At 72.6% G+C, this 12,672-nt stretch carries 8 protein-coding genes; all 8 read left to right on the forward strand.

Features of this window, described 5'->3' with window-relative positions; genetic code table 11:
- The first annotated feature begins 77 nt into the window (after nucleotides 1-77).
- Nucleotides 78-1,481, forward strand: a complete 1,404-nt coding sequence (locus tag T328_RS33650; RefSeq protein ID WP_496500049.1) for a cation:dicarboxylate symporter family transporter — start codon at nucleotides 78-80, stop codon at nucleotides 1,479-1,481.
- 88 nt (nucleotides 1,482-1,569) lie between these two features.
- Nucleotides 1,570-3,129 carry a glycosyltransferase family 2 protein gene (locus tag T328_RS33655; RefSeq protein ID WP_496500050.1) on the forward strand — a complete coding sequence of 520 codons (1,560 nt, stop codon included), beginning with the start codon at nucleotides 1,570-1,572 and terminating at the stop codon, nucleotides 3,127-3,129.
- 132 nt (nucleotides 3,130-3,261) lie between these two features.
- Nucleotides 3,262-4,803, forward strand: a complete 1,542-nt coding sequence (locus T328_RS33660) for a D-ribitol-5-phosphate cytidylyltransferase (protein WP_496500051.1) — start codon at nucleotides 3,262-3,264, stop codon at nucleotides 4,801-4,803.
- Complete coding sequence (locus tag T328_RS33665; protein ID WP_496500052.1) at nucleotides 4,800-6,830, forward strand: hypothetical protein; 2,031 nt, start codon at nucleotides 4,800-4,802, stop codon at nucleotides 6,828-6,830. The genes T328_RS33660 and T328_RS33665 overlap by 4 nt, the downstream gene beginning before the upstream one ends.
- 14 nt (nucleotides 6,831-6,844) lie before the next feature.
- Nucleotides 6,845-8,788, forward strand: coding sequence for a glycosyltransferase family 2 protein (locus T328_RS33670; protein ID WP_496500053.1), 1,944 nt, complete (start codon nucleotides 6,845-6,847; stop codon nucleotides 8,786-8,788).
- 49 nt (nucleotides 8,789-8,837) lie between these two features.
- Nucleotides 8,838-10,940, forward strand: coding sequence for an acyltransferase family protein (locus tag T328_RS33675; RefSeq protein ID WP_496500054.1), 2,103 nt, complete (start codon nucleotides 8,838-8,840; stop codon nucleotides 10,938-10,940).
- Nucleotides 10,941-10,951: 11 nt separating this feature from the next.
- Nucleotides 10,952-12,253, forward strand: coding sequence for a hypothetical protein (locus T328_RS33680; protein ID WP_496500055.1), 1,302 nt, complete (start codon nucleotides 10,952-10,954; stop codon nucleotides 12,251-12,253).
- An 18-nt stretch (nucleotides 12,254-12,271) separates the two neighbouring features.
- Nucleotides 12,272-12,672, forward strand: a 401-nt coding sequence (locus T328_RS33685) for a 3-hydroxyacyl-CoA dehydrogenase NAD-binding domain-containing protein (RefSeq protein ID WP_496500056.1), incomplete at its 3' end; no start/stop codon positions are given.

Raw genomic sequence — 12,672 nt, forward strand, 5'->3', positions numbered from 1 at the left:
GCAATGGTGACGGCATCCGCCCCGCTCGACATATTCACCGGGACCGCAGGGACACCGAGCCGTCAGGAGGCAGCGACGTGGCTGCACCCACCCCCGTAGCAAGGCGCGTGAAGCGCGACCGCACCCACTATCTCTACATCGCCGTCATCCTCGCCGTGCTGGCCGGCATCGCGGTCGGCTTCGCCGCGCCCGACGCGGCCGTCGAGCTGAAGCCGATCGGCGAGGGCTTCGTCAACCTCATCAAGATGATGATCTCGCCGATCATCTTCTGCACGATCGTGCTGGGCATCGGCTCGGTCCGCAAGGCCGCCAAGGTCGGCGCGGTCGGCGGGCTCGCGCTCGGCTACTTCGTGGTGATGTCCACCGCCGCGCTGGCCATCGGCCTGGTCGTCGGCAACATCCTGCAGCCCGGCGACGGCCTGCACATCACCGAAGCGACCCGGGACGCCGGCGCCGAGCAGGCCGCGGAAGGCGAGGCGGAGTCGACCACCGAGTTCCTGCTCGGGATCATCCCGGACACGATGGTCTCCGCCTTCACCGCGGGCGAGGTGCTGCAGACGCTGTTCGTGGCGCTGCTGGTCGGCTTCGCGCTGCAGGCTATGGGCCGCGTGGGGGATCCGGTGCTGACGGGCATCGGGCACATCCAGCGGCTGGTCTTCCGGGTGCTCGCCATGATCATGTGGGTGGCCCCGGTGGGCGCGTTCGGCGCCATCGCCGCGGTGGTCGGCGAGACCGGCATGGACGCCCTGAAGTCGCTGGCCGTGATCATGATCGGGTTCTACGCGACCTGCGCGCTGTTCGTCTTCGTGCTGCTCGGGCTGGTGCTGAGGTTCTTCACCGGCGTCAACATCTTCCGGCTGCTGAAGTACCTGGCCCGGGAGTTCCTGCTGATCGTCTCCACCTCCTCCTCGGAGTCGGCGCTGCCGCGGCTGATCGCGAAGATGGAGCACCTCGGGGTCTCCAGGCCCGTCGTCGGCATCACCGTGCCGACCGGCTACTCCTTCAACCTCGACGGCACCGCCATCTACCTCACCATGGCCTCGCTGTTCATCGCCGAGGCGATGGGCGACCCGCTCTCCATCGGCCAGCAAATCTCGCTGCTCGTCTTCATGATCGTCGCCTCCAAGGGCGCCGCGGGCGTCACCGGCGCCGGCCTCGCCACCCTGGCCGGCGGGCTGCAGTCGCACCGGCCCGAACTGGTCGACGGCGTCGGCCTGATCGTCGGCATCGACCGGTTCATGAGCGAGGCCCGGGCGCTGACCAACTTCGCGGGCAACGCCGTGGCCACGGTCCTCATCGGCACCTGGACCAAGGAGATCGACAAGGACCGGGTCGAGCAGGTCCTCGCCGGCCGGGTGCCGTTCGACGAGGCGACCCTCGTGGACGACCACGCGCCCGTGCCCGCGCCCGCGGCGGCGGAGGCCGAGGAGCCGGCCGCCGCCCCCGCCGAGCCGGGAGCCCAGCCCGTGAAGGTCGGCTGAACCCGCCACGAATCCGGCAACACAGGACAACCATTCGCCCTCCGGACCGGTCTGCGTCTGCACCGAAGGAGATCGGTCTGGGGGGCCAGTGGAACAGCCGCACGTCAGCGTGGTCATCGCCGCGTACAACGCCATGCCGTACCTGACGAGGTGCGTCGACTCCGTGATCGGGCAGAGTCTGCCGCCGGACACCGTCGAGGTCATCGCCGTCGACGACGGCTCGACCGACGGCACCGGCGCGGAGCTGGACCGCTTCGCGCGGCTGCACCCGGGGCGCGTCCGCGTCGTGCACCAGGAGAACTCCGGCGGGCCGTCCGCCCCGCGCAACGCGGGCATCGGGCTGGCCCGCGGCCGGTACGTGTTCTTCCTCGACGCCGACGACTACCTCGGCCCCGAGGCGCTGGAGCGGATGACCGCCATGGCCGACGAGAACGGCTCGGACGTCGTCGTCGGCAAGCTCGTCGGCGTCGGCGGCCGGACGCCGCCGACGTCCATGTTCACGCGCGACCAGCCGAACGCCGACCTGTACCGCTCCCGGGTCTTCTGGGTGCTCAACCCCATGAAGCTGTTCCGCCGCGAGCTGATCGAGCGCCACGGGCTGCGCTTCCCCGAGGACATGCGCACCGGCGAGGACCAGATCTTCGTCACCCGGGCGTACCTGCACGCCGCGAAGATCTCCGTGCTCGCCTCCTACGACTGCGTCTACTACGTGCTCCGCGACGACGGCGGCAACCTCACCACCACCGTCCGCAGAGCCCCCCGCCCCGGCGGCGGCAGCACCGGCCCGTTCGCCGCGATGTTCACCCTCGTCGGCGAGCACACCCCCGCGGGACCCCGCCGCGACCACCTCCTCGCCCGGCTCTTCCAGGTCAACCTGCAGCGCGCCCTGCGCGGCGTGTACCGCGAGCGCGAGCACGACCCCGCCCGCTCCCGCGCCCTGTTCGCCGCGCTGCACGCGCCCGTCGCCCGCTGGTACAGCGAGGCGGCGATGGCGCAGGTCCCGGCGATCGTGCGGCTGCAGGGGGAGTTGGTGCGGCGCGGGCTGTACGAGGAGGCGGTGGCCGTCGTCCGCTACATCCGCAGGCGCCGCCGGGCGCTCGCGGCCCAGGACGGCGGCAAGCCGGTGCGCTGGCCGGCGCCCGCCGGCTTCACCGTCGAGGACGGCCGGGTCTTCGCCCACTACCCGTACTTCCGCGACTCCCGCCTCGGCCTGCCCGACGCCGTGTTCGACGTCACCCACCAGGTCGGCGCGCGCTCCTTCGTGCGGCCCGCGTCCCTCACCGTCGCGCAGGACCGGCGGGACGCCCGGGTGTTAGCGGTCCGCGGCCGGCGCCGTACGCGGCTGCCCGCCGTGGCGCTGGAGCTGACGGCGACCCGCGCGAGCGACGGCCGCACGGTCACGGTCGCCCTCCCCGCCCCCGCGACCGACGGCGCCATCGGCACGGAAGGCACGGACGGCAAGGGCGACTTCACCGCCCGCATCCGGGTGCCCCAGCCGGGCGTCTGGCACCTCGCCCTGCGGATCGCCGGAAACAGCAGGTCCGAGTTGCCTCTTCAGTCGGTACGGGTGGAGAGCGCCAATCCCGCGCGCGTCCTGCGCGCGTGGCTCGGCCGAAGTGGCCGGGGGGTGGCACGGCCGGCGTCCTGATCACGGGGAGGTGACGATCTCGTCCTCAGCCCGTAACCGGATACAACTTTGCACATCTTTAAAATGTCTTCCAGTCGAGCCGAATTCACCCCGAATTCGACCGACGCTCACGATGACCATCCAGGAGCAGCAGTGTCGACAGGCGCCCCCACGGAGCCGGCAGCCAGCACGTCCGCCCAGGCCACCCGAACCACCGCCGTGGTGCTGGCGGGTGGCACCGGGCAACGCGTGGGGCTCTCCATACCCAAGCAACTGCTGAAGATCGCCGGGAAGACCGTGATAGAGCACACGCTCGCGGTCTTCGAGCAGGCCGACGGCGTCGACGAGATCCTGGTCCTCATGGCCCCCGGCTACGTCGAGGACGTGGAGCGGATCGTCGCCAAGGCCGGCCTGACCAAGGTGCGCCGGGTGCTGGAGGGCGGGGAGACCCGCAACGAGACCACCGAGCGCGCCATCGCCGCGATCGGCGCGGACCTCGCCGCCGGCGAGGACGCGAACGTCCTCTTCCACGACGCCGTACGCCCCCTGCTCTCGGCCCGGGTGATAGCCGACTGCGTCACCGCCCTGGAGCGCTACCAGGCCGTGGACGTCGCCATCCCCTCCGCCGACACGATCATCGTCACCCGGCGGCACGGCGAGGACGGCGAGTTCATCACCGACGTCCCGGACCGCTCCCGGCTGCGCCGCGGGCAGACGCCGCAGGCGTTCAAGCTCTCCACCATCCGGCGGGCGTACGAAGTGGCCGCGGACGACCCGAACTTCCAGGCCACCGACGACTGCTCGGTGGTGCTGAAGTACCTGCCCGATGTGCCGATCCACGTGGTCGCGGGCGACGAGTACAACATGAAGGTCACCCACCCCGTCGACGTCTTCATCGCCGACAAGCTCTTCCAGCTCGCCTCCACCTCCGCCCCCGAGCACGGCGACGGCGAGGCCCACCGCCGCCTCCTCGACGGCCGCACGCTCGTCGTCTTCGGCGGCTCGTACGGCATCGGCGGCGACATCAGCGAGCTGGCCCGCGGCTGCGGCGCGCACGTCTACGCCCTCGGCCGCTCCACCACCGGCACCCACGTGGAGAACCCCGCCGACATCGAGGAGGCGCTACGCCGCGCCTACGACGAGACAGGCCGCATCGACTACGTCGTCAACACCGCCGGCGTGCTGCGCATCGGCCGGCTCGCCGACACCGACGACGCCGCCCTCGAAGAGGCCCTGCGGGTCAACTACCTCGCCCCGGTGCAGATAGCCCGCACCGCCCACAAGTACCTCGCCGAGACCCGCGGCCAGCTGCTGCTCTACACCTCCAGCAGCTACACCCGCGGCCGGGCCGAGTACAGCCTCTACTCCTCCACCAAGGCCGCCGTCGTCAACCTCACCCAGGCCCTCGCCGACGAGTGGGCCGGCGACGGTGTCCGCGTCAACTGCATCAACCCCGAGCGCACCGCCACGCCGATGCGCACCAAGGCGTTCGGCGAGGAGCCCGACGGCTCGCTGCTGCCCTCCGAGGCCGTCGCCCGCACCTCCCTCGACGTGCTGCTCTCCGAGATGACAGGCCACGTCATCGACGTACGCCAACAGGATCCGACCCGCGGCTCCAGCGGCTCCCACGTCGACCGCGCGCTGGCCGCGGTCCTCGACCGCAGCGAGGGCGGCGCCGAGGCGGGTGTGCGGTGACGGGGGCACTCCTTCGCCTGGTCCGGGTCGGCAGCCCCGCGGAGTTCGCCGCCGCCGTCCTGATGCTGGTCTCGTACCCGCTGATGCTGCTCGCCGCGCTGATCCCGAGCCTCGGCACGTTCGCCGCGGCGGCCGCGGTGAGCTACGCCTCCGACCACTTCCTGCACCGTCGCAACGTCTACCTGCTCAACCGGCTCTCCCGGGCCCGCGCCGGTCTGACACTGCGCTTCATGCTGCGGCAGCTGCTGCTCGTGCTGCTGCTGGCCCGGATGGACGTCGCGGGCGACACCCTCGGCTACGAGGCCATCGCCTGCTTCGCCCTCGTCGCCACCCTGCAGGCGCCGCACAGCGGCCTGCTCACCCTGCTGCGCAACCGCCGCAAGCTGCCCGTCGTCACCCGCAACATCGACCTGACGCCGCTCGGCATCTCCGACGCCGCGCCCCGCTGGCTCACCCACCGCGCCGCGGAGAAGGTCCAGCACCTCGACCTGTTCGCGGTCACCGGCGTCCTCGTCGCCGCCGAGACCGGCCGCGGCGCGTACGGCTACGCCGGCATGGCCGTGACGCTGGGCCTGGTGCTGCTGTACATCGCCGTGGTGACGTACTACCTGCGGCCCGGCGGCCTGCCGCCGAAGCGGGACGCGGTGCTGGAGTGGTTCGACGAGTGGCTGCGCGCCTACCGGCCGACCCTGGTGCTCTACTTCTCCGGCACCAAGGAGTCCACGTACCAGATCAACATGTGGCTGGAGACACTGCGAGACCTGGCAGCGCTGGACGAGCGGCCGCTGCTCATCGTGCGCGAGCAGCACACGCTGCCGGGCCTGGCCTCCACGACCGTGCCGGTGGCGTGCGTGCCGTCCGCGGTGCACCTGATGAACATGGACCTGTCGTCGGTGCGGGTCGCGCTCTACCCCGCCAACGTCGGCAAGAACATCCACCTGCTGCGGGTGCCCACGATGAAGCACGTCTTCATCGGCCACGGCGACAGCGACAAGGTCGCCAGCATCAACCCGTACGCCAAGGTCTACGACGAGGTGTGGACCGCCGGCCGGGCCGGCCGCGACCGCTACGCGCTGGCCGACGTCGGCGTCCGCGACGACGCCATCGTGGAGGTCGGCCGCCCGCAGCTGGCGCCGATCCGCCCCGCCGAGGCGCCCGCCGCGGACCGCATCCCCACCATCCTCTACGCGCCCACGTGGGAGGGCTGGACCGACGACCCCGGCAACACCTCGCTGATCCTCGCTGGCGAGAACATCGTCCGCCGGCTGCTGGCCGCCGCGGAGCCGGTGCGGGTGCTGTACAAGCCGCACCCGTTCACCGGCATGGTCAGCCCGCTCGCCAAGGCCGCCCACGAGCGCATCGTCGCCATGGTCGAACAGGCCCGTACGCGCCGCGCCGCCGAGCCCCGCTGGGTGCGCGCCGCCGCGGCCGAACAGGCCGGGCGGGAGGAGGCGCGGGCCGAACTGGTGCGTATCGAGGCGCAGCTGGAGCGGCTCGGCCGGCTCACCGACGAGGCCGCCGACGAGGCGCAGACCTCCCGCGACGCCGTGGTCGACCCGGCCCGCGAGGCGGAGGTGGCCCGGCTGAAGGAGGAGTGGAACGACGCGTACTGGCGCTCCTTCGGTTGGTGGGAGCACCGCGTGGTCACCGGCGACCGGCCGCGGCTGTACGACTGCTTCAACGTCTCGCACGGCATGGTCTCGGACATCTCCAGCGTCGTGTCGGACTTCATCGCCAGCGGCAAGCCGTACGCGGTGACCGACTCCGCGGGCCTGGGGGAGGAGGAGTTCATGCGGCAGAACACCGCGGTACGCGCGGCGGTCATCCTCGACCCCGAGGCCGCCAGCCTCGACGACCTGCTCGCCGCCGTCCCCGACCCCGCGGCGGACCCGCTGCGCGCCGCGCGCGAGGAACTGAAGGAGTACCTGCTCGGGCCGGACGAGCCCGCGTCCGTCGTCCGGTTCGGGGAGGCCGTGCGTGCGCTCGCGGAGAAGTCCGAGCGCCGCAACCTCGAGCGCGCCGTCTGAAGGAGATCAGCACGATGACATCCATACCCGACGTCACGGTGATCACGGGCGCGTACAACTCGATGCCGTACATCACCCGCAGCGTCACCTCGGTACTGGAACAGACCATCGGCGTCGACCGGCTGGAGATCCTCGTCATCAACGACGGCTCCACCGACGGCACCGGCGCGGAACTCGACCGGCTCGCCGCCGCGCACCCCCGGCTGACCGTCATCCACCAGGAGAACTCCGGCGGCCCGGCCGGCCCGCGCAACGTCGGTCTGGAGCGGGCCACCGGGCGGTACGTGTTCTTCCTCGACGCCGACGACTACCTCGGCCGCGAGACGCTGGCCCGGATGGTCGAGACCGCCGACGCCAACGGCACCGACGTCGTCGCCGGCAAGATGGTCGGCGTCAACGGCCGCAACGCGCCGACCTCCATGTACCACCAGAACCTGGCCCGTACCGACGTGTTCAGCTCCCGCGTCTACTGGACGCTGAACCCGATGAAGCTCTTCCGGCGCGAGCTGGTCGAGCGGCACAAGCTGCGCTTCCGCCCCGAGCTGCGGGTCGGCCAGGACCAGCCGTTCACCAGCGCCGCCTACCTGCACGCCGGCGGCATCAGCGTGATCGCCGACTACGACTGCGTGTACTGGGTCAAGCGCGACGACGGCGGCAACAACACCTCCGTCACCAAGGGCACCGCACCGCGGATCCGCTTCATGCGCGCCATGTTCGAGCTGGTCGGCGAGCACGTCCCGGACGGCCCGCGCCGCGACCACCTGCTGGCCCGGCACTACTCCATCGACCTGCCGCACACCATCCGCCAGCTGCGCCGCGAGAAGGACGCCGGCGACCGGCAGACGGCCTTCCAGGACATGCGCCAGCTGTTCGGCCAGTGGTACACCGAGGGCACGGCGGCCGGGCTGTCGGTGATCGAGCGGCTGCTGATGGAGCTGGTGCGCCGCGGCGACCTCGACGACCTGATCACGGCGTCGAAGTACCACCGCAAGCTGGGCGACCGGGAGGCGGCGCACCTGGTGGAGAACGGCCGGGTCTACGCCCGCTACCCGTTCTTCCGCGATCCCGCCAGGAGCATCCCGGACGAGTTCTACGACGTCACCGACCAGCTGCCCGTCCCGTTCCGCGTCGGCAAGGCCGACCTCGACGCCGACACCGGCGTCGTCCACCTCTCCGGCAAGGTCAAGGCGCCCGCGCCGGACGGCTGGAGCGCCCCGCCGGAGCTGCTGCTGGAGCAGCGCGGCGGCATCGTCCGGCACCGGCTGCCGCTGACGCTGGAGCCGCAGCAGGACGACGAGGGCTACCAGAACTTCCGGCTGGACGTCGATCCGGCGACCGCCGGCGGCGGCGAACCGCTCGGCGAGGCGCTCTGGGACCTCTCCCTGGCCTGCGGCGACGCCCACGTCACCCGCTTCGGCGACCAGCGCACCGCGAGCCAGCTCAGGCGGCCCGCGGCCCACGTGATCCCGGCGTACGCCGGCTCCGGCCAGGTCGTCACGCTCTACGCGATCCGCTCCACCGGCCTGCTCACCCTGGAGGTCGGCGAGATCAAGCACAAGGCGGACCAGCGGATCGAGGCCGCCGCCCAGCGCGAGACGCGCCGCGACGAACTCGTCGTCGACGTGCGCGCCACCCTCACCGGGCTGCCCGCCGACGCCGTCAGGCTCGACGTCGAGGGCCCCGCCGGGGTGATCGCCTCCACCGTGGCCGAGCCGCGCAGGACCTCCGGCGCCGTCCGGACGTACCGCGCCCGGCTGCGGCTGCCGCGCGAGGTGCGCGGCCGGCGCGACGCGTGGACCCCGAAGGTCACCGTGCACGCCGGCGACCTCGGCTGGACCGTGCCCGTAGGCTCCGCGGAAGCCGGCCCCGGCGACTCCTCCGGCGCGCCACCGGCCCGCGGCCGGACCCTCGCCGGGGTGCTGCGCGGTGCCCGGGCCCGGCTCGCCGCCCGCAAGTGAAGTCCCGGCGGATGCGACGACACCGCCAGTCCCGTTACCCGGAGGGTTGATGCACGGCCAGCAGGCCCCGGCGCTCGAAGCGCACGATCCGACCGAGCGCCGGTCCCGGCCGGACGCGCGGCGCGCGTCCGGTCCCGGCGGCGGATTCCGCCCCGACGTCGAGGGCCTGCGGGCCGTCGCCGTGGGCGTGGTGCTGCTGTACCACGCGGGGGTGCCGCTGATCTCCGGCGGCTACGTCGGCGTCGACGTCTTCTTCGTCATCTCCGGCTTCCTGATCACCGGGCTGCTGGTGCGCGAGCTGGAGCGCAGCGGGCGGATCTCCCTCACCGGCTTCTACGCCCGCCGCGCCCGCCGGCTGCTGCCGTCGACGGCCGTCGTGCTCGCGGCGGTCGCGCTGCTGGCGTGGCTGCTGATGTCGCCGGTGGAGCGCAAGACGGTCGCGAAGGACCTGGCCGCCGCGGCGCTGTACGTCGTCAACTGGCAGCAGGCGTCGCTCGCCGTCGACTACTCCGCGCTGGGCGCCGACGCCAGCCCCGTACAGCACTTCTGGTCCCTCGCGGTCGAGGAGCAGTTCTACCTGGTCTGGCCGCTGCTCATCATCGCCATCGGCTGGTGGTGCACGCGCCGCGGCGGCAAGGCGGTGCGCCCGCGGCTGGCCGTCGCGCTCGGCGGCATCGCCGTGGCCTCGTTCGCGTACTCGGTCTACCTCACGCGCGAGGAGGCCGGCGCCGCGTACTTCTCCACCTTCACCCGCGGCTGGGAGCTGGCCGTCGGCGGGCTGCTGGCGCTGGTGCCGGCGGACGCCTGGCGCCGGGTGCCGGGGTGGCTCGCGGGCGGCCTCGCCGCCGCCGGGCTCGCGGGCATCGCGCTGGCCGCCCTCGCCTTCACCGACGAGACCCCCTTCCCCGGCTCCGCCGCCGCGCTGCCCGTGCTGGGCGCCGCCGCGGTCATCGCGGCCGGCGCCGCGCGGCAGGACACCCTGGGCGCGCGGCTGCTGGGCACCGCGCCGATGCGGTACGTGGGGCGGATCTCGTACTCCTGGTACCTGTGGCACTGGCCGGCGGTCGCCTTCGCCACCGTCAAGTGGCCCGGCATCAGCACCGCCCAGCTGGCGGTCGTCGTCGCGGCCAGCTGGGTGCCCGCCGCGCTCACGCACAGGCTGGTGGAGAACCCGGTACGGGTCTCGCGGGCGCTCGCCCCGGTGCGCCGCGGCCTCGTCCTCGGCCTCGCCTGCACCGCCGCCGGCGCGCTGCTGGGCTGGCTGACCTGGGCCACCGTGCCGACCATCAAGCTCGCCGACCCCGACCAGGCCGTCGGCGCCGCCGCGCTGAAGGACTCCACGCGGATGCAGGAGTCCGCCTCCGCGCTCAGCCCGCTGCCCGAGGACGCCGACGCCGACGAGGGCGTGGTGTACGGCAACGGCTGCCACGCCGGGCAGCGCGACACCGAGGCCGAGGGCTGCGTCTACGGCGACAAGAAGGCGGACACCACCGTGGCGCTCTTCGGCGACTCGCACGCCGCGCAGTACGCCCCGGCGCTGATCACCGTCGCCGAGGAGCGCGGCTGGCGGCTGCTGATCCTCACCAAGTCCGCCTGCACCCCCGCCAAGGTCACCATCTACAACCGGCAGTACGAGCGGGACTACACCGAGTGCGACCAGTGGCGGGCCTCCGCGGTGGACCACATCGCCGACGAGGGCGCCGACCTCGTGCTCGTCGGCAACCGCGACGACCAGGCGGCAATGCGCGGCGGCGACAAGCTCGACGGCGACGCCAACACCGCCGCGCTGCGCGACGGGATGTCCGCCACGCTGCGCGAGCTGGAGAAGAACGGGGCGGACGTCACAGCGTTCGCCGACATTCCGTACCCGCCGCAGGACATACCCTCGTGCGTGTCGGCAGCCACCGACCAGCTCACCGACTGCGCGTTCCCGCTGCGCGAGGGAATGGACTACGAGCCGGTCACCGCCGAGGCCGCGAAGCGGGCCGGGGTCCGCGTCATCGACCTCGCGCCCGAGCTGTGCCCGGACGGGACCTGCCCGGCCGTCATCGGCAACGTGATCGTCTACCGGGCGGGTGAGCACATCACCGAGACGTACATGGAGACGCTTACGGACTGGCTGAACGACCAGTTGCCCGGGAGCGTCAGATGAGAGGACTCCTGATGCCGACGCAGCCAACGCCGCCGACGCTGGTGCCCACGGTGCCCCGCGGGGGCCGCATCCTGCACATCGGCCCGCACAAGACCGGCACCACCGCGCTGCAGGGCGCCTTCCACAGCGCCCGCGACCGGCTGCCCGCGTACGACGTCGTCTACGCGGGCACCAAGCGGCAGCCGGTCTCGGCGGCGCTCGCCAAGATCGGAGTGGAGTTCCCGGGGCCGGCGGGTACGCCCGTACGCGAGCACCTCGACGTGTTCCTGCAGCGCGACCGCCCGGGCATGGAGCGCTGGCGGCGGCTGCTGGAGCAGTGCGCCGAGGCCGGCGACCGGCGGGTGGTCATCAGCAGCGAGTACTTCTCCAACGCCGGCGACGACGCCGCCCGCGAGGTCGTCGCCGAACTCGGCGGCGGGGAGCGGGTACAGGTGGTCGTCACGCTGCGGCCGCTGCTGAAGATCCTGCCGTCGCAGTGGCAGCAGTACGTACGCAACGGGCTGCGCTCGTCGTACGAGGACTGGCTGGAGGCCATGTTCCACCGCGAGCCGGGTATCGAGCCGACGCCCAGCTTCTGGCGTCGGCACCGGCACGACCAGCTGATCGCCCGCTGGGCGGCAGCCGCGGGCCCGGAGAACGTGACCGTCCTGGTGCAGGACGAGTCCGACCAGCAGATGCAGCTGCGGGTCTTCGAGGAACTGGCCGGGCTGCCCGCCGGGTTCCTCGTCTACGACGAGAAGGACAACCGGTCGATGACCCACGGCGAGGCCGAGCTGGTCCGGCTGCTCAACGAGGAGTCGCACCGCCGCGGCTGGTCGGTGGAGCGGCACGGCAAGGTCGTACGCGCCGGGGCGCTGCGCCGGATGCGCGACAAGTACCAGCCCGGGCGCGATGAGGCGCGCGTCACCACCCCCGAGTGGGCGGTGGCCGAGGCCACCGAGCTGGCCGAGGACATGACCGCCACGATCGCCGGACTCGGCGTCGACGTCGTCGGCGACCTGGCCTCGCTGGCGAAACGGCCGAGCGGGCGGGCCTCGCCGCCGGGGGAGGCGACGATCACGGCCGCCGCGGCGGCACAGGCGGTCATCGGCGCACTGCTCGCGCAGTCCTCGCTCGATACCAGGGCCGCCACGGCGGCGAAGGACACCGCCGGGCCGAACTCCTCCGGGCCCGGCGAGTCCACCGCCACCGCGACGGCCGCCGCCACCGCACCGAAGCCGGCGTCCGCCGACGGCCCTCCCGGAGGCCGGGGCGGCGCCACCGACCTGCTGCGGAGCGCCGCCCGGCGCGGACTCCGCCGAATCCGCCGATAGTTCGAAGGACCTGCACGGATGTCGTTGAGAATCACTGTGATCGGCACGGGGTACCTCGGTGCCACGCACGCCGCCGCGATGGCGGAGCTGGGCTTCGAGGTGCTCGGCCTGGACGTGGTCAAGGAGAAGGTCGAGCTGCTGTCCACGGGCCGGGTGCCGATGTACGAGCCGGGCCTGGAGGACCTGCTGCGCAAGCACGTGGCGGGGGTCGAGGGCTCGACCGGGCGGCTGCGCTTCACCACCTCGTACGCGGAGGCGGCGGCCTTCGGCGACGTGCACTTCGTGTGTGTGAACACGCCGCAGAAGCACGGCGAGTACGGCTGCGACATGAGCTACGTCGACGCCGCGATCGACACCCTCGCGCCCCACCTCGACCGGCCATGTCTGGTGGTGGGGAAGTCGACGGTGCCGGTGGGCTC

This window comes from Streptomyces sp. CNX435 (assembly GCF_059570575.1).